Origin of the sequence: Streptomyces sp. NPDC088157 (assembly GCF_044741545.1) — a bacterium.
Classification (GTDB): Bacteria; Actinomycetota; Actinomycetes; order Streptomycetales; family Streptomycetaceae; genus Streptomyces.
The window spans coordinates 186,339-206,501 of sequence record NZ_JBIUSU010000011.1; the positions used below are offsets into that span (position 1 = coordinate 186,339).

22 protein-coding genes are annotated in these 20,163 nt (G+C 71.5%); 12 read left to right on the forward strand and 10 right to left on the reverse strand.

The features are described from left to right. Window positions 1-36 precede the first annotated feature (36 nt). The gene (locus tag ACIPFH_RS36770) at window positions 37-579 is read right to left on the reverse strand and encodes a DUF5134 domain-containing protein (RefSeq protein ID WP_401833539.1); all 543 of its coding nucleotides are present in this window, start codon (window positions 577-579) and stop codon (window positions 37-39) included. Between the two features lie 358 nt (window positions 580-937). Here ACIPFH_RS36770 and ACIPFH_RS36775 point away from each other — a divergent pair, with 358 nt between their 5' ends. Continuing rightward, the gene (locus ACIPFH_RS36775) at window positions 938-2,533 is read left to right on the forward strand and encodes an FUSC family protein (protein ID WP_401833538.1); all 1,596 of its coding nucleotides are present in this window, start codon (window positions 938-940) and stop codon (window positions 2,531-2,533) included. Window positions 2,534-3,114: 581 nt separating this feature from the next. Then, entirely contained in the window at window positions 3,115-3,639 is a 525-nt protein-coding gene (locus tag ACIPFH_RS36780; RefSeq protein WP_401833536.1) for a MarR family winged helix-turn-helix transcriptional regulator, read from the forward strand. 4 nt (window positions 3,640-3,643) lie between these two features. On the opposite strand, the gene ACIPFH_RS36785 is transcribed toward ACIPFH_RS36780, so the two are convergent. Then, window positions 3,644-4,408 (reverse strand): VOC family protein, encoded by a 765-nt coding sequence (locus ACIPFH_RS36785; RefSeq protein WP_356249462.1) that lies wholly within the window; start codon window positions 4,406-4,408, stop codon window positions 3,644-3,646. 129 nt (window positions 4,409-4,537) lie between these two features. Next, complete coding sequence (locus ACIPFH_RS36790) at window positions 4,538-4,930, reverse strand: VOC family protein (protein WP_401833535.1); 393 nt, start codon at window positions 4,928-4,930, stop codon at window positions 4,538-4,540. 73 nt (window positions 4,931-5,003) lie between these two features. On the opposite strand from ACIPFH_RS36790, the gene ACIPFH_RS36795 reads away from it, so the two are divergent. Further along, on the forward strand, window positions 5,004-5,543 hold the full coding sequence (locus ACIPFH_RS36795) for a GNAT family N-acetyltransferase (protein ID WP_401833533.1): 540 nt from the start codon (window positions 5,004-5,006) through the stop codon (window positions 5,541-5,543). 79 nt (window positions 5,544-5,622) lie between these two features. Here ACIPFH_RS36795 and ACIPFH_RS36800 read toward each other — a convergent pair whose 3' ends face one another. Further along, entirely contained in the window at window positions 5,623-6,306 is a 684-nt protein-coding gene (locus ACIPFH_RS36800; protein ID WP_356249469.1) for a glycerophosphodiester phosphodiesterase family protein, read from the reverse strand. A gap of 320 nt (window positions 6,307-6,626) precedes the next feature. Between ACIPFH_RS36800 and ACIPFH_RS36805 the strand changes: the two genes are divergently transcribed. From ACIPFH_RS36805 to ACIPFH_RS36820, 4 genes are all read left to right on the forward strand, one after another. Continuing rightward, window positions 6,627-8,024, forward strand: a complete 1,398-nt coding sequence (locus ACIPFH_RS36805; RefSeq protein ID WP_401833530.1) for a DUF6421 family protein — start codon at window positions 6,627-6,629, stop codon at window positions 8,022-8,024. A 35-nt stretch (window positions 8,025-8,059) separates the two neighbouring features. After that, a complete protein-coding gene (locus tag ACIPFH_RS36810) occupies window positions 8,060-8,806 on the forward strand; it encodes an SDR family NAD(P)-dependent oxidoreductase (protein WP_356249507.1) in 747 nt (248 codons plus the stop codon). After that, window positions 8,803-9,882, forward strand: a complete 1,080-nt coding sequence (locus tag ACIPFH_RS36815) for a low specificity L-threonine aldolase (protein WP_359121209.1) — start codon at window positions 8,803-8,805, stop codon at window positions 9,880-9,882. Before ACIPFH_RS36810 ends, ACIPFH_RS36815 begins: the two co-directional genes overlap by 4 nt. A gap of 96 nt (window positions 9,883-9,978) precedes the next feature. After that, window positions 9,979-10,572, forward strand: coding sequence for a transglutaminase domain-containing protein (locus ACIPFH_RS36820; protein ID WP_401833526.1), 594 nt, complete (start codon window positions 9,979-9,981; stop codon window positions 10,570-10,572). A gap of 103 nt (window positions 10,573-10,675) precedes the next feature. On the opposite strand, the gene ACIPFH_RS36825 is transcribed toward ACIPFH_RS36820, so the two are convergent. Together ACIPFH_RS36825 and ACIPFH_RS36830 are read right to left on the reverse strand one after the other, a co-directional pair. Further along, window positions 10,676-11,404, reverse strand: a complete 729-nt coding sequence (locus tag ACIPFH_RS36825) for a lysophospholipid acyltransferase family protein (RefSeq protein ID WP_356249477.1) — start codon at window positions 11,402-11,404, stop codon at window positions 10,676-10,678. Window positions 11,405-11,592: 188 nt separating this feature from the next. Next, the gene (locus tag ACIPFH_RS36830) at window positions 11,593-12,009 is read right to left on the reverse strand and encodes a DUF4395 domain-containing protein (RefSeq protein ID WP_401833523.1); all 417 of its coding nucleotides are present in this window, start codon (window positions 12,007-12,009) and stop codon (window positions 11,593-11,595) included. Window positions 12,010-12,084: 75 nt separating this feature from the next. Between ACIPFH_RS36830 and ACIPFH_RS36835 the strand changes: the two genes are divergently transcribed. From ACIPFH_RS36835 to ACIPFH_RS36850, 4 genes are all read left to right on the forward strand, one after another. Continuing rightward, window positions 12,085-12,498, forward strand: a complete 414-nt coding sequence (locus tag ACIPFH_RS36835) for a TlpA family protein disulfide reductase (protein WP_401833521.1) — start codon at window positions 12,085-12,087, stop codon at window positions 12,496-12,498. Window positions 12,499-12,706: 208 nt separating this feature from the next. Then, a complete protein-coding gene (locus ACIPFH_RS36840; RefSeq protein ID WP_401833519.1) occupies window positions 12,707-13,216 on the forward strand; it encodes a flavin reductase family protein in 510 nt (169 codons plus the stop codon). 218 nt (window positions 13,217-13,434) lie between these two features. Continuing rightward, window positions 13,435-14,223 (forward strand): electron transfer flavoprotein subunit beta/FixA family protein, encoded by a 789-nt coding sequence (locus ACIPFH_RS36845; protein WP_401833517.1) that lies wholly within the window; start codon window positions 13,435-13,437, stop codon window positions 14,221-14,223. Between the two features lie 50 nt (window positions 14,224-14,273). Then, complete coding sequence (locus ACIPFH_RS36850) at window positions 14,274-15,236, forward strand: electron transfer flavoprotein subunit alpha/FixB family protein (RefSeq protein WP_401833514.1); 963 nt, start codon at window positions 14,274-14,276, stop codon at window positions 15,234-15,236. 63 nt (window positions 15,237-15,299) lie between these two features. Here the strand turns inward: ACIPFH_RS36850 and ACIPFH_RS36855 are convergent, their stop codons facing one another. Next, the gene (locus ACIPFH_RS36855; RefSeq protein WP_401833511.1) at window positions 15,300-16,223 is read right to left on the reverse strand and encodes an endonuclease/exonuclease/phosphatase family protein; all 924 of its coding nucleotides are present in this window, start codon (window positions 16,221-16,223) and stop codon (window positions 15,300-15,302) included. A 183-nt stretch (window positions 16,224-16,406) separates the two neighbouring features. Here ACIPFH_RS36855 and ACIPFH_RS36860 point away from each other — a divergent pair, with 183 nt between their 5' ends. Then, window positions 16,407-17,711: a DUF6986 family protein gene (locus ACIPFH_RS36860; RefSeq protein ID WP_401833509.1), complete on the forward strand. Its 1,305-nt coding sequence runs from the start codon at window positions 16,407-16,409 to the stop codon at window positions 17,709-17,711. 192 nt (window positions 17,712-17,903) lie between these two features. Here ACIPFH_RS36860 and ACIPFH_RS36865 read toward each other — a convergent pair whose 3' ends face one another. The 3 genes from ACIPFH_RS36865 to ACIPFH_RS36875 form a co-directional block, all read right to left on the reverse strand. Beyond that, the gene (locus tag ACIPFH_RS36865; protein WP_401833507.1) at window positions 17,904-18,293 is read right to left on the reverse strand and encodes a VOC family protein; all 390 of its coding nucleotides are present in this window, start codon (window positions 18,291-18,293) and stop codon (window positions 17,904-17,906) included. Window positions 18,294-18,379: 86 nt separating this feature from the next. Further along, entirely contained in the window at window positions 18,380-19,117 is a 738-nt protein-coding gene (locus tag ACIPFH_RS36870; RefSeq protein WP_401833504.1) for a hypothetical protein, read from the reverse strand. A gap of 7 nt (window positions 19,118-19,124) precedes the next feature. After that, window positions 19,125-20,162: a LacI family DNA-binding transcriptional regulator gene (locus ACIPFH_RS36875; RefSeq protein WP_401833501.1), complete on the reverse strand. Its 1,038-nt coding sequence runs from the start codon at window positions 20,160-20,162 to the stop codon at window positions 19,125-19,127. Window position 20,163 lies beyond the last annotated feature (1 nt).

Sequence of the window (20,163 nt, forward strand, 5' to 3'; positions counted from 1 at the left end):
CCCGGTGAAGTGACGCAGACCACGCCGCGGCCGGGTTCACATCGTCAGCAGCATGGCGAGCATCCCGATCCCCATCGACAGTCGGCACGCCCGCGCGACTTCGGGCCGGTCGCTCCAGGCGACGGCGGCTCCCCCCGCCCCGGACACCGGCAACAGCCGGACCCCGGCGAGCAGGACGTACCCGGTGAAGTACAGCAACAGCACCCCTGTCAGCAGCGGGACGCCGGACCCGCCGTGCCCGTGCGGGTGCGCGGGCGCGACGGCCATGGCGGCCGCCATGTAGGCCATCGCTCCTGCCCCGACCAGATGGTGCAGGTGGTGGGTGCTCGCGCGGGCCGCCCACAGGGCCCGCAGCGCGGCCGCCGCGAAGACCGCCGCGAACACCGGCCAGGCCCACGCCGGCAGGGTGAACGCGGCCGGGGGCACGGCCATCGCGGCCATCCCGAATCCCATCAGCGCCTCGCCGCCCGCGGCCCTGCGCTGTTCCTCGAGCCCGCTGCGCATGCGCAGCAGACAGTAGGCGCCGGTCGCCGCACACAGCGCCACCAGCAGCCAGCCGGGCGAAGCCGGTCCGTGCACGCGCGCCTCCCCGCTCGACGTCCGCAATCGAGGATTGCGATGCCCTCGGGGCACCGTGCGCACGCGGGCGCAAGGGTGTACAGGGGGAGCGGTCGACGGAGCACGGAAATAGTTCACAGATAAAACACATGCTAAATTGCCAGGCATGAGCAGTGCGACCCCTCGACGCCCCCACCGCGAGTCCAGCCCGGAATCCCGTTTGCAATCCCGTTTGGAATCCAGCCCGGGATCCCGCCGCGAGCCGGTCCGTGAGCAGCCGCATGACCCGGTCCGTGATCCGGTCCGTGACCGGGACCGTCGGACGGGTCGCCGGACGGGTCGCCGAGCCCGTCCCGGACTCCGCCTGCCGGTCGCCGGTGTGCTGCGCCTCGCCAAGCCCTCCGACATCTGGTTCAAGCCCGCCCTGAGCGTGATCGCCGCCGTCGCCCCGCCGAACCTGATCCTGCTGGCCCTGGGGCGGCTGGACCTGGCGATGTACACGATGGCGGGGTCCCTGTGCGCGCTGTACGCCCACAACCGCCCCTACGCGGCCCGGGCCCGGGTCCTGGCCTGGGTGGTACTGGGCATGACGGGCGGTCTGGCCGTCGCCCTGCTCGCGGCCTCGCTCACCGGCGACGCCGTCGCCCTGGTCACCGTCGGCGCCCTCCTCGCGGCCGCGCAGAAGGTCCTCTGCGACGCGACCCGCCTCGGCCCGCCCGGCAATGTCGTCCTCACCTTCGTCAGCTCCGCCGCGCTGTTCGTCCCGCAGATCCTCGGGCAGGTTCCCGGCCATCTGGGACTGGCACTCGCCGCCGGCGCCTGGGCCTGGCTGATCGGCATGGCGCCCGGGCTGCTGCGCCCGCACGGCCCCGAGCGCCGCGCCACCGCGCAAGCCCTGAACGCGGCCGCCGCCTACGCCGCCACGGACGGCACCGCCGACGGCCACGCCCGGACCCGCGCCGCCGCGGCCGCCGCCGTGCACGCCGCCTGGCAGACCCTCCTGTCGGCCCGCGCCACGGAGACCCGCCGGGCTCTGGAACGTCTCGTCGTCCGAGCCGAGATCGCCCTCGCCGCCCCCGCCGACACCGATCCGGCGCGGCTGCGCGGCTGCACCGGCCCGGTCCGGCACCCGGGTGACCTCGTGGACGACGACGAACTCCTCGGTGTCGACGCCGAGCTCGCCACCGGACAGCCGTCGCTGTGGCTCCGCCTGGCCCCCCTCGCGCCGATCGCCGCCCGCACCGCTCTCGGCTGCGCCTTCGCGGGCTATGTCTCCCTCGCCCTCGGTGTCGGCCGCCCCTACTGGGCCCTGGTCACCGCCGCGTCCCTGTACCAGGCGAACGTCACGCTCACCTGGAGGCGCGGAGTCCAGCGCGTCGTCGGCAACCTGGTCGGCGTTCTCGCCTTCGCCGCGCTGGTCCCGCTCGCGCACCTGACGCAGGCGGCCCTCGTCCTGGTCTGCCTCGCTCTGAACTTCGGAGCCGAGGCGCTGATCAGCCGCAACTACTGGCTCGGCAGCGTCTGCGTGACCCCGATGGCCCTGCTCATCACCGAGTTCGCGCAGGTCCAGGACTCCGGTCGACTGATCACTGAGCGGCTCGCCGACACCCTCGTCGGCGCCGTGGTCGGCTTCGTCGCCGCGGTCGCCGTCACCAACCGGAGGGCCGGCGATCGCCTCGGACACGCCCTGACGGCCGCCGAACGGGACCGCGAGCGGGCCGCCCGCCTCCTGGCGGAGCCGTGCCCCGCCCCCGGCGCCCTGGAGTCCGTCCGCCGCGGCCTCGCCGCCGCCCTGGTCGACCTGCGTGCCGCCGCCGACGCGGCGTCCGGCGAGTGGTGGCAGCGGGCGCTGCCCGAGGAGCGGGTCGTGGCGGCCGAACAGTCCGGACACCGTACGCTCGCGGCGACGGTACGGCGCCAGGGGCTGCTCCTGGACCGGGACGCGAGCACGGGAGCGGAGGACGTACGGCGATGACGGCGACGCAGGGACGGGCGGCGGCCGGGAACGGGACGAACGGGGCGGGGGAAGGCTCGGCGACCGGGGACGCGCCGGGGGAACGGCCCGCGGCCCACGACCCCGAAACCACCGGTGACCCCACGAGACGCGGCGACGGGGGCGGAGCGGCCGGGGCGAAAAGTCGTGCCGGGTCGACGAGCGACGACAGGGTGGGGAGCGGCGCGCGGCCGGCGAGTGGCGTCGGGCAGAACACCGCTTCCGGGCAGGACAGTCATGCGGGGCCGGACGGCGCCGCCGGTGCGGACAGTGCTGCGGGGCAGGACGGCGGTGCGGCCCCCGGGGATGCTGCCGGTCGGGACAGTGCTGCGGGGCCGGACAGTGGTGTCGGTCCGGACAGTGGTGCGGCGCCACACAGTGGTGCGGCACCGGGGGATGCTGCCGGGCCGGACGGCGGTGCGGGGGCTGGGGATGCTGCGGGGTCGGGGAAGGGCGTCGGGCCGGACGGCGGTGCGGGGGCTGGGAACGGTCCCGGGACGGGGAGTGCCGACCGGGCGGGCACTGGCGACCCGGCGCGGGCGGGCACCGGCGACCCGGCGCGGGTGGGTGTCGGGGACGCCGCACGGAACGACACGGTCGCCGCGGTCGTACGGCAGTGGCAGGCCGTCCGGCCCGACCTCGACACCGGGCCGATGGAGATCATCGGCCGCGTCAACCGCTGCGCCGCCCTCCTCCAGCAGGCGGAGGACGCCCCGCTGCGCAGGGCCGGCCTGAGCCGTGCCGAGTTCGACCTGCTCGGCGCGCTGCGCCGCACCGGTCACGAGCTGACACCCGGCGAACTGGCCCGCGAGACCTTCTCCTCCGGGGCGGCCGTCACCAAGCGTCTCAAGCAGCTCACCGAACGCGGCCTGGTGGGGCGGCGCGTCGACACCCGGGACCGACGCGTCGCGCACCTCCGCCTCACGGACGCCGGGCGGGACCTCGTCGACGGGATCATGCCCGAGCAACTCACTTACGAGAGCGCCGTACTGTCCGCCCTCGACGACGGCCGGCAGGGCGAACTCGCTGATCTGCTGGGCGAGTTGCTGAGCCGACTGGAAGGACACATGCGGGCGCTGCGGGTCTGAGCGTTCACTTCTCGTCTCCCGCCCGGTACACGCCGAACACCGCGCCCTGCGGGTCCCGCAGTACGGCGATCCGCGGGCCGTCCGGTACCGAGGTCGGCTCCATGAGCGCGGAGCCGCCCGCCTCGACCGCCGTCCGCGTGGACGCGTCCACGTCCGCCACCGCGAAGTACGGCAGCCAGTGGGGAGGGACCTCGGGCGGGAACTTCTCGTCCATCGCGACCATGCCGCCGAAGTCCGCGCCGCCGACGCCCCATTGCACGTAGTTCTCCGAAGAGCTGACGGTCCAGCCGAACACCGTCGAGTAGAAGGTCTCGGCCTGGCCGGGGTCGCGGGTCATCAGCTCGACCCAGCCGAGCGAGCCGGGCGCGTTGAACAGTCCGGCGCCCGGGAACGCCCGCGCCTGCCACAACTGGAACGCGGCGCCGCCCGGATCGAGGGCGACCACGAAACGGCCCACGTCGAAGACGTCCATGGGGGCGACCAGCACCTTGCCGCCGGCCTCGGTGAGCAGCCGCGCGCTGACATCGGCGTCGGTCACCGCGAACGACACGTTCCAGGCACACGGCTGTGCCTCCTGGTACAGGGGACTGAGCGCGGCGACGGCTGCGTCGCCGAGGTGGGCGACCGTGTAGCCGCCCGCCTCCTGCCGCGGATCCGTCTCCGCGCGCCAGCCGAACAGCTCCGCGTAGAACCGCTTCGCCGCCTCCAGGTCACTGGTCCCCAGCTCGGCCCAGCAGGGCCCGCCCGGCACGGGCGCGTCGAGCTTCATGGCTGTTCCTTCCGAAGGGGCCCCTTCCAGCACGCTATGCCTCGGCCCGGGCTATGGCATCCGGTGGCCACCACGACCCTGCGGACCCGCCACGGCCTGGCCCGATGCCCCCGAAACGGGTCGGCGGACTCAGATTCCCGGCCGGTACCGGATCGGATGGTCCGCCGGTACCTCGACCAGGACGATCGGCGTGCCGTCCGGATCCGCGATCCACATCTCGAACAGGCCCCAGGGCTCCCGCACCGGCGGCCGGGCGATCTCCACCCCCTTGGTCCTCAGTTCGTCGTGCGCCGCCGCCACGTCCGCCACCTGGAGCCACAGTCGTACGGCGGGATCGGGCGGAGTCTCCGACCGGCCCGAGACCTCCAGGAAACCGCCGCCGAGGAAGTAGACGACACCGCGCTCCGGCCCCGTTCCGAACTCGCGGTAGACGGCCAGGCCCAGCCGCTCCCCGTAGAAGGTGTGGGAGCGCTCGGGATCGGTGGGGCGGAGCAGGGTTCTGCTGCTGAGTACGTGCACCATGCATCCGGAGCCTACCGGCGCAGGGTCTACGCTTCTCGGTGCCCCAGCCCGCGTCAGAGACCGGAGACCCCGCATGGACACCGCCGCCACCGCATTCACCTTCAGAGACGCCGTCGACACGGACGTGGACGCGCTCGTCGACCTCATAGAGTCGGCCTACCGGGGCGACTCCAGCCGGGCCGGGTGGACGACGGAGGCGGACATTCTCCAGGGGCAGCGGACCGACCCCGACGGCGTGCTCGCGGTCATCAAGGCGCCGGACAGCCGGCTGCTCACCGTCGAGCAGCAGGGCCGGATCGTCGCCTGCTGCCAGCTCGAACACCGCGGCGGACACGCCTACTTCGGCATGTTCGCCGTCAGCCCCACGATCCAGGGGGCCGGCCTCGGCAGGGTGGTCATGGCGAAGGCCGAGCGAGAGGCCCGCGAGACCTGGGGCGTCACCGAGATGCACATGACCGTCATCTCCGTACGCGAGGACCTCATCGCCTGGTACGAGCGGCGCGGCTACCGCCGTACCGGACGCATGACCCCCTTCCCCTACGGCGACGAGCGCTTCGGCATTCCGCAGCGCGACGACCTTGAGTTCGAGCTGCTGGTGAAGGAGCTCGTCTGACCGCCAGGACCGCTTCCGCGCCGTGACGTCCTGCGCCAGGACCGCTCCTGCGCCGTGGAGGTCCCCGCGCCGTGACGTCCTACGCCGTGAAGCGGCCGGTGCGCCTGATCTCCGGGTAGTCGGTGGTCGCGCCGTCCAGTTCCAGGGCGCGGACGAGCCGCAGCTGGTCCTGTGTGTTGACCACCCAGCCGATGATCCGAAGGTCCCGTTTCCGCGCCTCCTCGACGATCTCCAGGGTGATCCGGCGCAGATTGAGACAGACCGTAGCGGCACCGGACTCCACGGCGCGGTCCACGATGTCGAGACCGTAGCGGCTGCCGATGAGCGCGGTGCGCACCCCGGGTACCAGGCGGGCGATCTCCGCGACGGCCTCGTCGTGGAAGGAGGACACCTCCACGCGGTCCACCAGGTCCCGCGCGTGCATCACCTCGGCCAGCGCCCGTGCCGCCTGAACGTCCTTGATCTCGGCCTGGAGCGGGAGCCGCACGGCGTCCAGGACCTCCTCGAAGAACGGGACGCGCTCCCCGCGGCCCGCGTCGAGGGTCCGCAGCTCCGCGAGCGTCTGGTCGGCGATGGGCCCGGTCCCGTCGGTCGTACGGTCCACGTCGGGGTCGTGCATGACCACCAGGGAACCGTCCTTGCTCAGGTGCAGATCGAGTTCGATGACGTCCAGGCCGGCGTGCTCCGCGGCGACGAAGGAACGCAGGGTGTTCTCGGGCTCGACACCCATGACTCCGCGGTGACCGATGGTGAGGAAGTTCAAGACACGACTCGCTTCCGTCGACGGCTGGGGCTGGAGGAGCACGCAGCCTAGTGGCCCCGGGCCGACCAGGACATGCGCGTGCACCGAGGGTTCCTCTACCCGCCCCGGCGCGCGTGCACCGAGGGTTTCTCTACCCCCCGACCGACGATCCGACCCGTCGCACCGGCTCTGGCGGAACTCGTCGCTCTTCCGGTGTCCGGCAGGAAAAAGTGCGGTGAAGATGTGGGAGGGCAGGATAATTTCCCGAAGGTCCACTTGCTGGAGGAATCCTCATATGCATACGGTGTCCTGACGCGAGTTTCTCCAGCGAAGGATGGGACATGACGGAAATTCTTGGGCAGGCAGCTACGGGGGAGCAGGTTCCTCCGGCGGTCAGGGTGGTGGAGCACCCGGCGTGGCGCGTGCTCAAGGATGCCGTGGAGGGGATCCGGCCCTGGCAGTCGAACGACGGGTCGATCGACTTCGCGGCCGAGGGCGCCCCTCGTCGCACGGACGCCGAGCAGGCCGTCCTGCGCGTGATCGAGGCCGTCGAGGAGCTGTCCCCGCTGCTCCCGCACGACGCCGACTACCACCGGGCGCTGGCCAAGGACCTGCGGGTCTGGGCCGACGGCGGCTTCGAGGTGCCGGACTTCCTCGACTCGCTGCTGGCCTTCCAGCCCGCCGCGAACCGTCGCGACGGCCTGACGCATCTGGTCGTCTTCCCGATGTACACCCAGAACGGCAATCCGGACCGCAACCTGGAAGCCGTGGTGCTGCGCATGGTCTGGCCGGAGTGGCTGGCCGAGCTGGAGCGCACCCGCTACGACAACCCGCTGTTCTGCGGCATCACCTTCGAGGACTTCACGGCCGGCTACGACACCAACTCCGCCGTCCTCTTCCCGGAGACCATCGCCGTCCGTGAAGCGCCGGAACGTTTCTCCTGGGGTGGCATCTTCTGTGACCGGGAGGCCGCCCGCTTCCGCCGCGTGACCGACGCCGCCGTCGACATCCTGGGTCTGCGGCTGCCCGAGGACATGGCCGCCATGGTCCACGACCAGAAGCGCTGCGAGGAGGCCTTCGTCCTGTGGGACATGGTCCACGACCGCACCCACAGCCACGGCGACCTGCCCTTCGACCCCTTCATGATCAAGCAGCGCCAGCCGTTCTGGATGTACGGCCTGGAGGAGCTGCGCTGCGACCTCACCGCCTTCAAGGAGGCCGTGAAGCTGGAGGCGGACGGCGTCCCGCAGGCCCGTGACGTGCAGTACGCGGTCCTCTTCGACCGCATGTTCCGCTTCCCGGTCACCGGCGAGCGGGTGCGCAACTACGACGGCCTCGGCGGCCAGCTGCTCTTCGCCTACCTGCACAAGCACGATGTCGTCCGCTGGACCGACAACCAGCTGCACATCGACTGGCAGCGCGCCCCGCACGTCACCAACGAGCTGTGCGCCGACATCGAGCGGCTCTACCGGGACGGCATCGACCGCCCGAAGCTCGTCCACTGGTTCGCCGGCTACGAGCTGGTCTCCACCTACCTCGCCCCGCACCCGGGCTCCAAGTGGGCCAAGGGCCCCGACGCCCTGGACCTGACCCAGCCGCCCCGCAAACTCGTGGACGACGTGCTTCCGGACGAGTTTCCGCTGAGCATGTTCTACGAGGCACTGTCCAAGAAGCTGAAGAACGTGATCGCCTCCACCAAGGGCATCACGGCGGACAGCGCCGAGAGGGTCGCCGCGTGAGCGACCGTACGAACACCGCTCAGCAGGAGGCAAAAATGGGGAACGGGGCTCTCAACGGTGCGGTGATCGCGGTGGCCGGCGCGGGCGGACCCGCCGGCCGGGCGGCACTGCTCAGACTCGCCGAGGCCGGCGCCACCGTCGCCGGCGCGGACAACGACCCCGAGCGCCTGGCGGAGGCCGTCGACGCGGCCCGCTACGGGGCCGGGGGCGCCACCGTCACCGGTGAGCCGGTCGACCTGCTCGACCTGGACTCGACCCGGGAGTGGGCGCACCGCGTCGAGAAGGAGTTCGGCCGGGTCGACGGCGTGGTCCACCTCGTCGGCGGCTGGCGGGGCAGTGAGACGTTCATCAAGACCAGCCTGGACGACTGGGACCTGCTGGAACTGCTGCTGGTCAAGACCGTTCAGCACACCTCGCTCGCCTTCTTCGAGGGCCTCCAGCGCAGCGAGCGCGGCCGCTATGTGCTGATCAGCGCCTCCGGCGCCTCCAACCCCACGGCGGGCAACGCCGCGTACGCCGCCGCCAAGGCCGCCGCCGAGGCCTGGACCCTCGCGCTCGCCGACGCCTTCCGCAAGGCGGGGGGCGCCGAGGGCCCGACCTCCGCGGCTGCGATCCTGGTGGTGAAGGCGCTGGTGCACGAGGCGATGCGCGCCGACCGCCCCAACGCGAAGTTCGCGGGCTTCACGGACGTCAAGGATCTGGCCGACGCCATCGCCGGAGTCTGGGACAAGCCCGCCCCCGAAGTGAACGGACAGCGTCTGTGGCTCACCGAGAAGCCGTGAACCCTTCGAAGGCCGCTTTCACCCAGGCTCGTCGCCATCACGACCCGCAGGTCCGCGGTTTCGCCAGTGACAACTACGCCGGGGCCCACCCGGAGGTGATGGCCGCCCTGGCCCTGGCCAACGGCGGCCATCAGGTGGCGTACGGCGAGGACGACTACACCGAGCACCTCCAGAGCGTCGTCCGGAGCCACTTCGGCTCCACCGCGGAGGCTTTCCCGGTCTTCAACGGCACCGGCGCCAACGTCGTCGCCCTCCAGGCGGTCACCGACCGCTGGGGCGCGGTGATCTGCGCCGAGAGCGCCCACATCAACGTCGACGAGGGCGGCGCGCCCGAGCGCATGGGCGGCCTGAAGCTGCTCACCGTCCCGACGCCCGACGGCAAGCTCACCCCCGAGCTGATCGACAGACAGGCGTGGGGCTGGGAGGACGAGCACCGCGCCATGCCGCAGGTCGTCTCGATCACCCAGAGCACGGAGCTGGGCACGCTCTACACGCCCGACGAGATCCGCGCGATCTGCGATCACGCCCACGCGCACGGCATGAAGGTGCACCTGGACGGCTCCCGGATAGCCAACGCGGCCGCCTCGCTGGACGTCCCGATGCGGACGTTCACCAACGCGGTGGGCGTCGACATCCTCTCGCTGGGCGGGACGAAGAACGGCGCGCTGTTCGGCGAGGCGGTCGTCGTCATCGACCGGGGCGCCGTCCGTCACATGAAGCACCTGCGCAAGCTGTCCATGCAGCTCGCCTCCAAGATGCGCTTCGTGTCGGTGCAGTTGGAGGCCCTGCTCGCCAGGGACCTGTGGCTGCGCAACGCCCGCCACGCCAATGAGATGGCCCAGCGGCTCGCGGAGGGCGTGCGGGCCGTGGACGGGGTGGAGATCCTCCACCCCGTGCAGGCCAACGGGGTGTTCGCACGGCTTCCGCACGACGTGAGCGAGCGCCTGCAGAAGAGGTTCAGGTTCTACTTCTGGGACGAGGCCGCGGGCGTCGTGCGCTGGATGTGCGCGTTCGACACGACCGAGGAGGACGTGGACACGTTCGTCGGCGCGGTCAAGGAGGAGATGGCGCGGTAGCGGCCACGCCCCACCGCACGGGCATCGGTGCATAGGTATGCGGTCACCTGTAAAGTCATTGACTGTCGGGTGATCGCTTTCCTATGCTCTCCAGTCATGGAGCTGATCCAGGAGAACCCCGACCTTTCCGCCTACCTTGCTGCTGACGAGGTCATCGACCATCACCATCCGCTGGTGCGGGACACGGCCGCCCGGCTCGCGAAGGACGCGCAGGACTCGTATGCCTATGCACGACTCGCCTTCGAGTTCGTCCGGGACGCCATCACCCACTCGCAGGACGCCGGCGACCCGCGCGTGACCTGGCGCGCCTCGGACGTGCTGGCACAGGAGACAGGCGTCTGTCACGCCAAGGCGCACGCGCTGGCCGCGCTGCTTCGGGCCGAGGACATCCCGACCGCGCTGTGCTATCAGCGGTTCGCCCACGACGAGGGCGGCGGACACGTCGTGCACGGACTCGTCGCCGTGCGCTTCAACGGGGCCTGGCACCGACAGGATCCACGCGGCAACAAGCCGGGCGTGGACGCGCGGTTCTCCCTGGACGGCGAACGGCTCGCCTTCCTGCCCGAGCCGGAGGCGGGCGAACTGGACTACCCCGGCCTCTACGCCGTGCCGCACCCGGCCGTCCTCGGCGCCCTGCGCACCGCCCCCGACCGGGCGCATCTGTGGAGGACGCTCCCCGCCGCACTGTGACCACCCCGCTCGCGCGCGGCGCGGGAGCACGTGGGGGAGCCCCCGGCGGGCGAACTCCGGCCGGGGGGACGACGGTCAGGGGGTGACGGCGGGCGGAGCCGCGTCAGCGCGCCTCGGCCTCGCGGACCTGCTCCGGCGTCGGGGCCGTGCCGCCCAGGTGGGCCGGCATCCACCAGGTGTCGTTCGCGTCCTTGGGGCGGACCGGATAGGCGCGCTGGGCTGCCTCCAGGAGCTCCTGGACGCGCTCGCGCAGCTGCCGGGTGATGGCGCCCGCGTACTTGTCGCGGGAGGCCTCGACGGCCTCGCCGACGCGGATGGTGATCGGGGTGTGGCTGCGCTTGAAGTTGCGGGGGTGGCCCTTGGTCCACAGGCGCTGCGTACCCCACAGGGCCACCGGGATCAGCGGGACGCCCGCCTCCTGGGCCATCCGGGCCGCACCCGACTTGAAGCTCTTGAGCGTGAACGACTGCGAGATGGTGGCCTCGGGGAAGACCCCGACGATCTCGCCCGAGCGCAGCGACTCGAGCGCGTGCGCGTAGGCCGTCTCGCCCTGGTTGCGGTCCACCGGGATGTGCTTCATGCCGCGCATCAGCGGGCCGGAGATCCTGTGGCGGAAGACGGACTCCTTCGCCATGAAACGAACGAGACGTTTCTGCGGGAGTGCGGCCAGACCGTCGAAGATGAAGTCGAGGTAGCTGATGTGATTGCTCACCAGCACGGCTCCGCCCGAGCGCGGGATGTTCTCCGACCCCTTGCAGTCGATCTTGAGGTCCCAGGCCTTGAACAGGGTCTGGGCGAGGCCGACGACGGGGCGGTAGACAAGCTCTGCCATGGGCGGGGCGAACCCTTCCTTCTCTTTGCCGGGGATGCCTCCCGGCGGCAAAGTTACGCAGCCGTAGGTTTACGGCATCTCGCAGATCGTGCCCGAAGAACGGCCGGGGAGCCAGCCCTGGTGCCCGGGAACGGCGAGATCCTCGTCACTTCAACCCCCTTGATCCACCTCGGGCTTTTAAGCCGCCTTTACTCCGTGCGTACCGCGACGCGGCGTACGAGCAGGTACATCTCGCATCCGAGGCAGTACCCGAAAGCGGCATTGAGGAACGCGGCCGCCAGTGCCGCCCCGGTCGCCGCCAGGCCCAGCCAGCCGAGGCCCAGGGCGAGGCCGACGAGACCGACTCCCGCGAACAGCAGGCCCACCGCCTGAGCGAACCGCGGCGGTTCCGCCGCCTCGAACGCGGTGGGCGGCCCGATCCGCGGCCGTACGGCCCTGCGGAACACCCAGCCGTACGGCGACCGTCCCACTCCGCCCGCCGCGCCGAGCGCGAACGCCAGCGTCTGCCACGCCAGCAGCCAGGCGCTGCCGGTGATCAGTACGACCGCCAGTACCACGGTCGTCACGGCGGCCCCGAAACGCGGGCCCCTCACATCGATGTCCATGAATCAAGCATTCCGCAACGGAAACGATTCCTGGGAGCGGGAATCTTTGCAGTCTCGTGAACGCTGGAGCGTGCGATGACCGGACTGGTGGTGTGCGTGGCGGTGCTCGTGGCGGCGAGCGCCTACGGAGTGCTGCAACGGCGGCGGAGCGGGAGGGTGCGGGTGCGCGGGCGCGACGACGGCAAACGGCTCGGGGCGGACCGGCTCGGCGGCGAACTCGGTGAACGGGCCACACTCGTACAGTTCTCCAGCGCCTTCTGCGCGCCCTGCCGGGCGACCCGCCGGGTCCTCGGCGAGGTGGCCGGCGTGGTTCCCGGAGTGACCCACATCGAGATCGACGCCGAGGCGCACCTGGACCTCGTCCGCGACCTCGACATCCTCAAGACCCCGACCGTCCTGGTGCTCGACGCCGACGGCCGCATCGTCCGACGTGCCACCGGCCAGCCCCGCAAGGAGGACGTCATCGCCGCCCTGGGGGAGGCCGTGTGATCCGCCGTCCGGAGGCGGTGAGGAGTCTCCCGGATGCCGGGACGTACTTGACTGCGCATGCCACCTATCGTCAGTCTGACCGTATGCCTGAGGAACTCCTTCTCCACGGCCGGGTGCACGTCGACCTGGTCCGTACCGCGAGCGCGCGCTGTCCGGCCCGTTGAGCACCCACGGACCGGCTCGCCACCTCTCGCAGAAGGACCACCCCATGACGGCCACGCCCGGCCTCGGCTCTCCGCACCTGGCCTCTCCCGATCTCCTGCGCTCCGTCTTCCGGCGGCATGCGGCCGGCGTCGCCGTGATCACCGCCTCCGACGAGAGCGGCCCGGTCGGCTTCACCGCGACCTCGCTCAGCTCCGTCTCGGCGGAACCCCCGATGCTCTCCTTCGGCATCGGAACCGGCGCCTCCAGCTGGCCGGCGCTGTCCCGGGCCACGCACGTGGGCGTCCACATACTCGGCGAACACCAGCAGGCACTGGCCGCCACCTTCGCCAGGAGCGGTGCCGACCGCTTCGGCGCGCCGACCGCCTGGCGTGGGGGTCCGCACGGCGTTCCCGTCCTCGACGACGTGCTCGCGTGGCTGGTGTGCCGTGTCGTCGCGCGGGTGCCGGCGGGAGACCACCGGATCGTGCTGGCCGAGGTGGTCCTGGGCGACCCGGAGGGTGCGGGCCGTCCGTTGCTCTACCACCAGGGGCGGTTCACCGCCCTGCGGGATTGATCACCCCCCGGCTCTCCTGCGAAGTCGTCGAATTCCGATTACGCTGCGTTGCAAAGGTCACAGTTCAAAGCGCTTGCTCAGCGGGAACGAACTGGGTGTACTGACGAGTAATATTTCGGTCGGAGCGCGGGTCGCCCCGACCGGGATCGGCCGCTTGTGGCGCCTATGCTGCCTGGAAGAAGGCAGCCGAGAACTGACGATGCAGTAGGAGAGCCGGCGTGAGCTTGAGGATCGTTGTCACTGTGAAGTACGTGCCCGACGCCACTGGCGACCGGCACTTCGCCGATGACCTGACCGTCGACCGGGACGACGTGGACGGTCTGCTCTCCGAGCTCGACGAGTACGCGGTCGAGCAGGCGCTGCAGATCTCCGAGAACTCCGACGACGACGTCGAGATCACCGTCCTGACGGTGGGCCCCGAGGACGCCAAGGACGCGCTCCGCAAGGCCCTCTCCATGGGTGCCGACAAGGCCATCCACGTCGAGGACGACGACCTGCACGGCACCGACGCCATCGGCACCTCGCTCGTGCTGGCCAAGGCGATCGAGAAGGCCGGCTACGACCTGGTCGTCTCCGGCCTGGCCTCCACCGACGGCACCATGGGCGTCGTCCCGGCCCTGCTGGCCGAGCGCCTGGGCGTCCCGCAGGTCACCCTGCTCTCCGAGGTCTCCGTCGAGGACGGCACCGTCAAGGGCCGCCGTGACGGCGACGCCGCCTCCGAGCAGCTCGAGGCCTCCCTGCCCGCCGTCGTGTCGGTCACCGACCAGTCGGGCGAGGCGCGTTACCCGTCGTTCAAGGGCATCATGGCGGCCAAGAAGAAGCCGGTCGAGTCCTGGGACCTGTCGGACCTGGACCTGGAGGCCGAGGAGGTCGGTCTCGAGGGCGCCTGGACCGCGGTCGACAGCGCCACCGCGCGTCCGGCCCGCACCGCGGGCACGATCGTCAAGGACGAGGGCGAGGGCGGCAAGCAGCTCGCCGAGTTCCTCGCGGGCCAGAAGTTCATCTAAAGGCCCTTCGCCGACCGCCCCTCAACTTCGTTTCGCAGGAGACCAATCCCATGGCTGAAGTCCTCGTCTTCGTCGACCACGTGGACGGTGCCGTCCGCAAGCCCACGCTTGAGCTGCTGACGCTGGCCCGCCGCATCGGCGAGCCCGTCGCCGTCGCCCTCGGCGCGGGCGCCGAGAACACCGCCGCCGCGCTGGCCGAGCACGGCGCCGTGAAGGTGCTGACCCACGACGCCTCCGAGTACGCCGACTACCTCGTCGTACCGAAGGTCGACGCGCTCCAGGCCGCCGTCGAGTCGGTCTCCCCGGCCGCCGTCCTGGTGCCGTCCTCCGCCGAGGGCAAGGAGATCGCCGCCCGCCTCGCGCTGCGCATCGGCTCCGGCATCATCACCGACGCCACCGACCTCGGTGCCGGCGCCGAGGGCCCGGTGGCCACCCAGTCGGTGTTCGCCGCGTCCTTCACCACCAAGTCCCGCGTCTCCAAGGGCACCCCGGTCATCACCGTCAAGCCGAACTCGGCCGCCGTCGAGGCCGCCCCGGCCGCCGGCGCCGTCGAGGCCCTCGCGGTGACCTTCTCCGCCCAGGCCACCGGCACCAAGGTCACCGGCCGCACCCCGCGCGAGTCGACCGGCCGCCCCGAGCTGACCGAGGCCGCGATCGTGGTCTCCGGCGGCCGTGGCGTCAACGGCGCCGAGAACTTCGCGATCATCGAGTCCCTCGCCGACTCCCTCGGCGCGGCCGTCGGCGCCTCCCGCGCCGCCGTCGACGCCGGCTGGTACCCGCACACCAACCAGGTCGGCCAGACCGGCAAGTCCGTCTCGCCGCAGCTCTACATCGCCAACGGCATCTCCGGCGCCATCCAGCACCGCGCCGGCATGCAGACCTCGAAGACCATCGTGGCCGTCAACAAGGACGCCGAGGCCCCGATCTTCGACCTCGTCGACTACGGCGTCGTCGGCGACCTCTTCGACGTCGTCCCGCAGCTCACCGAGGAGATCAACACCCGCAAGGGCTGATCGCCGAGCAGTCGCAGGACTGTCCGAGGCCCCCGTGACCGCGCAGGTCACGGGGGCCTCGGCTCATTCCGGGCTCAAGGACACGCGCACCGGCAGATGATCGCTCGGGTACTGGCCGCCGACGGTGAACGGGTCGGTCCACTCCCGGTGGACCGTGAAGCCGGGTGTCGCCAGGATCCAGTCGATACGGTCCCCGCCCGGGACCAGCGGCCGGTACCCGTGGAACGTGGCGTACGCCCCGCCACGCGCGCGTGCCGTGTCCCAGGTGTCCACCAGGCCGGCGGCGAGCAGCGTGTCGTAGACCGGGCTGTCGTGAGCGACGGCGTTGAAGTCGCCGGTCAGCAGCAGCGGCAGCGAGGGGTCGAACCGGGCGATCCGCGCGGCGATCAGGGCGGCGGCGCGCACCCGCGCGTACTGGCTCGCGTTGTCCAGATGGGTGTTGATGACACAGAACTGCCGCCCCGCCGCCCGCAGATCACGGAAGCGGACCCAGGTGACCATGCGGGGATGGCCCCCTCCCCAGGTGTTGGAGCCGCGCACGTGCGGCGTGTCGGAGAGCCAGAAGTGCTGGTACTCGGCCGGGACGAGCCGGCGCGTGTCGTAGAAGACGGCCATCGCCTCGTCGTCGCCCACGCTGCGGCTGGTGCCGATCCAGTCGTAGTGCGGCCCGAGATCGGCCTCGATGTCCCGCAGTTGCCGCGGCCGGCCCTCCTGGGTGCCGATGACGTGCGGGGCCGCCCGGCGCAGCAGCGCGCGCATCACCGGCCGGCGGTCCGCCCAGCTGTTGGGCTCCTTGGCGGACGCGAAACGGAGGTTGAACGTCATCACCTCGAGCGGGGGCTCGGGCGCCGGCTGAAGCGTCCTGTGTGCTCGGCTCTCGTGCCGTGCGGCCGAGGCCCTCACCGTGCCGAGCAGGGGGACGGCGGCCACGGCGGCCACCACGGTTCTCAGCCCCGCCCGCCGGGTCGGCACACTGCTGCCCGTCATGTGTTCCCCTTCGTCTCGTGAGCCAGGATGAAGGTGTGAACCCCTGTACGGAAGAGGGCCCGGGTGCGGCGGTGAACGGGAGGGACCACGCCGTGGACAGGGTGTTGACCTGCGGGAAGCCGCACGGATAACTTCGCCCTACGGATAATTGATTCCGTAAAGCGGAAACCTGGAGGATGTGGAATGGGTCAGGGCCAGCAGGAGACGGTCACGACGAGCCTCGCGGGCGCCGTCAGCGAGGAGATCAGCGCCTCCCTCGCCCCGGTCGACGCCGAACTCGACCGCCGCTACCCCGGCGACCCCGGCACCCGCCAGCCCGTCCACACCGTCTACGTCCCCGGCGACGCCTTCGACGCCGACACGATCCGCTCCTGGGGCGACAGAGCACTCGCCGCCCTCGACGAGCACGCCCCCGACGCGGAGTCCTTCGCCGCCTGCCTCGGCCTGTCCGACGACCTCGCGGAGCCCGTGTACGCGCGCGTGCGGGCCAAACTGGAGCGCGAGCCCATCGAGGACCTGCGCGTCGACTTCGAGGACGGCTACGGGCCCCGCCCGGACGCCGAGGAGGACGAGGCGGCCGCCCGGGCGGCCCGGCTGATCGCGCAAGCCCGCACGAAGGGCACCGCGGCCCCGTACATGGGCATCCGCATGAAGTGCATGGAGGCCGCGGTACGCGACCGCGGCATCCGCACGCTCGACATCTTCCTCACCGGCCTGATGGAGAGCGGGGGCCTCCCCGAAGGCCTGCTCCTGACCCTCCCCAAGGTGACGTATCCGGAGCAGGTCACCGCGATGGTCCGGCTCCTGGAGGCCTTCGAGAAGGCGCGGGGGCTCGACACCGGGCGGCTCGGCTTCGAGATCCAGATCGAGACCAGCCAGTCCATCCTCGCGACCGACGGCACCGCGACGGTCGCCCGCATGATCCAGGCGGCCCGGGGCCGGGCCACCGGCCTCCACTACGGCACCTTCGACTACAGCGCCTGCCTCGGCGTCTCGGCCGCCTACCAGGCCGCCGACCACCCCGCCGCCGACCATGCCAAGGCGGTCATGCAGGTCGCCGCGGCAGGCACCGGCGTACGGGTCTCGGACGGCTCCACGAACGTCCTCCCGGTCGGTCCGACCGAGCGGGTCCATGACGCCTGGCGCCTGCACTACGGCCTGACCCGCCGCGCCCTGTCCCGCGCCTACTACCAGGGCTGGGACATGCACCCCGGCCACATCCCCACCCGCTACGCGGCCGTCTTCGCCTTCTACCGGGAGGGGTTCGCCCAGGCCGCCGAGCGGCTCGCGCGGTACGCCAACCGGGCGGGCGGCGACGTGATGGACGAGCCCGCGACCGCCAAGGCCCTCAGCGGCTACCTGCTGCGCGGCCTGGACTGCGGCGCTCTCGACCTCGCCGAGGTGACCGACGCGACCGGGCTCACCCGGGCGTCCCTGGAGGGCTTCGCGGCACCGCGCCGAGGCGATCTGACGTCCTCCGCGCGGTAGCTCTCCGTGCGGTCCGGTCGCCGGGGGTTCTCCTTCGGCGGGCCGGTCCCCGGCTTCCCCGTCACCGCGCCCGACGCCCGCCTCCTCCTCCGAGGAGGCGCCGGCCGGAGGGGCGGAGCGTCCTCGCCGAGGACCGGCACCGCTCGACGCCGCCGCGCGACCCCTGCCCCGCCGGCCTCCACTCGGAGGTGACTACAGCTGCGGGATCTCGTACGGGCGCGTGATGATCTCCATGCCGTGCCCGGCGGGATCCATGAAGTACACGCCCCGGCCGCCGTGGTGGTGGTTGATCTCACCCGGCATCCTGCCGTGCGGATCGGCGAAGTACGTGATCCCCGCCCGCTCGATCCGGGCGAAGGCGGCGTCGAACTCCTCGTCCGAGACGAGGAACGCGTAGTGCTGCATGACGATCGACTCCGCCGGGATGGCGGCGAAGTCCAGGGTGACGCCGTTGCTGGTGGCCACCGGGACGAACGGGCCCCACTCGGCCCCGACTTCGAGTCCCAGGATGTGGGCGAGGAACTCGGCGGACTCCCGGTTGTCACGGGAGTGGATGATGGTGTGGTTCAACTCGACTGACATGTGTGGAATGCCTCCGTAAGGCAAACTCACGGGCACCTCCATGCCTCACCCAGTCGGTGACCGACACGCGACGCCGTTCGATCACCCTAACGGACGCGCAGGTGTTCCAGGCCGGACGCGGTCACCCACTTCTCTTCCGTGAACAGTCGGGTACCTTGCTCGCACCGTCGCGCGTCGGCCCGGGCGCGGGCACAGAACTCCTCCGGGGTGTCCCCGAACAGCTGCCGCAACGCCGGTGATGCCGCCAGGAGTTCGGTGATCAGGGCACGCTGCCCGGGATGGCTGCGCGGGCGGCCGTCCGCGTTGTGCAGCACACCATGATGATTCACGTACGCGAACGCATCGAAGAGGGCCTCGCCGTTCTCCAGCTCGACCCGGAAGCCCGGTGCGGGCAGCAGGACCCGGTCGTAGTTCGGTTCCGTCGCGTCGATCAGGGCGAGTTGTTCCGCGTCCAGCCAGATGACGAACAACTCCCGTGTGGCGGCGGGCGAATCGATGGGGGACGCGGACACGTAACCGACACGGCTGATGTGTGCCGAGACGCCGATTCCGATGCCCGTCACCCGGGCCTTCACCATCGGGATGGGCGAGGCGATCCCGAACTCGGCCATCTTGTGCCGCAGTTGGGCGGGGCTCGCGTTGGAGCCGACGGCCACGACCGGAGTGCGACCGGGATGCGTCAGCCGGTCCAGCGGCAGCAGCTCGTCCCCGTGGAGCAGCCCCGACCCGGCCGGCCAGGCGCCGGGATAGGTCAGCGGGTGGTCGCGCGGCGCGTCGGCCAGACCCAGCGCCTGGAGCGTGCGGTTCTCGCGACGGGCGGTCATGGGGGACTCAGTCGGCCGGCGGCAGCTCGCCCGAGCCGCGCTTGACGAGCCGGGTCGGCAGTTCGATGCGTTCGGGTGTGATCAACGAGCCGTCCAGCTGCCCGAACAGGCGCTCGGCGGCGGTACGGCCGAGCGTGGCCGCGTCCTGGGCGATGACGGTCACCCCCGGCTGAAGCAGGTCGGCGAGCTCCAGGTCGTCGAAGGCCACCAGGGCGACCTGACGGGTCCGCTCGGCGAGGACCCGGATCACGGTGACCGTCACCCGGTTGTTGCCCGAGAAGATCGCCGTGACCGGCGCGGGCCCGGACAGCATCTCCTCGGCCGCGTCGCGCACCCGCAGGGGATCGGTGGCGCCCAGCGACATCCAGGCGTCCTCGACCGGTATGCCCGCGTCCTCCATCGCCGTGCGGTAACCGCGCAGCCGTTCGGCGGCGGTGTGGATGCGGGGCATGTCGCCGATGAAGCCGATCCGGCGGTGCCCGTGCGCCACGAGATGGGTCACACCTTCGCGTGCGCCGCCGAAGTTGTCCGACAGGACGCAGTCGGCGTCGATCAGACCGGCCGGCCGGTCGACGAACACCGTGGCGACGCCCGCCTTGATCTCGGGCTCCAGGTACCGGTGGTCGTCACCGGCGGGGATCACCACCAGGCCGTCCACCCGGCGCGCGCACAGAGCCAGCGCCAGCTCCTGCTCCCGGTCCGGGTCCTCGGCGCTGGAGCCGTTGATGAGCAGGGCGCCATGGGCCCGGGCGACCTCCTCCACCGCGCGGCTGAGCGGACCGTAGAACGGGTCGGCGAGGTCCTCCAGGACCAGGCCGATGCTGGCCGTGCTGCCCTTGCGCAGCACCCGGGCGCTGTCGTTGCGTCGGAAGCCGAGCGCGTCGATGGCCTCCTGGACCCGGCGTTCCGTCTCGGGCGTGACCCCCGGCTCGCCGTTCACCACCCGCGAGACCGTCTTGAGGCCGACTCCGGCGCGAGCGGCGACGTCCTTCATGGTGGGACGATTGCCGTAACGGCTCTCGGGCCGGCGCTGCGTCTCGGGCACG

Bases quoted from the DNA above. Each gene is read 5' to 3' on its own strand.
- ACIPFH_RS36785 (WP_356249462.1), bottom strand. From the start codon at position 4,408: ATGAAGCTCGACGCGCCCGTGCCGGGCGGGCCCTGCTGGGCCGAGCTG.
- ACIPFH_RS36790 (WP_401833535.1), bottom strand. From the start codon at position 4,930: ATGGTGCACGTACTCAGCAGCAGAACCCTGCTCCGCCCCACCGATCCC.
- ACIPFH_RS36795 (WP_401833533.1), top strand. From the start codon at position 5,004: ATGGACACCGCCGCCACCGCATTCACCTTCAGAGACGCCGTCGACACG.
- ACIPFH_RS36805 (WP_401833530.1), top strand. From the start codon at position 6,627: ATGACGGAAATTCTTGGGCAGGCAGCTACGGGGGAGCAGGTTCCTCCG.
- ACIPFH_RS36810 (WP_356249507.1), top strand. From the start codon at position 8,060: ATGGGGAACGGGGCTCTCAACGGTGCGGTGATCGCGGTGGCCGGCGCG.
- ACIPFH_RS36820 (WP_401833526.1), top strand. From the start codon at position 9,979: ATGGAGCTGATCCAGGAGAACCCCGACCTTTCCGCCTACCTTGCTGCT.
- ACIPFH_RS36825 (WP_356249477.1), bottom strand. From the start codon at position 11,404: ATGGCAGAGCTTGTCTACCGCCCCGTCGTCGGCCTCGCCCAGACCCTG.
- ACIPFH_RS36830 (WP_401833523.1), bottom strand. From the start codon at position 12,009: ATGGACATCGATGTGAGGGGCCCGCGTTTCGGGGCCGCCGTGACGACC.
- ACIPFH_RS36835 (WP_401833521.1), top strand. From the start codon at position 12,085: ATGACCGGACTGGTGGTGTGCGTGGCGGTGCTCGTGGCGGCGAGCGCC.
- ACIPFH_RS36840 (WP_401833519.1), top strand. From the start codon at position 12,707: ATGACGGCCACGCCCGGCCTCGGCTCTCCGCACCTGGCCTCTCCCGAT.
- ACIPFH_RS36850 (WP_401833514.1), top strand. From the start codon at position 14,274: ATGGCTGAAGTCCTCGTCTTCGTCGACCACGTGGACGGTGCCGTCCGC.
- ACIPFH_RS36855 (WP_401833511.1), bottom strand. From the start codon at position 16,223: ATGACGGGCAGCAGTGTGCCGACCCGGCGGGCGGGGCTGAGAACCGTG.
- ACIPFH_RS36860 (WP_401833509.1), top strand. From the start codon at position 16,407: ATGGGTCAGGGCCAGCAGGAGACGGTCACGACGAGCCTCGCGGGCGCC.
- ACIPFH_RS36865 (WP_401833507.1), bottom strand. From the start codon at position 18,293: ATGTCAGTCGAGTTGAACCACACCATCATCCACTCCCGTGACAACCGG.
- ACIPFH_RS36870 (WP_401833504.1), bottom strand. From the start codon at position 19,117: ATGACCGCCCGTCGCGAGAACCGCACGCTCCAGGCGCTGGGTCTGGCC.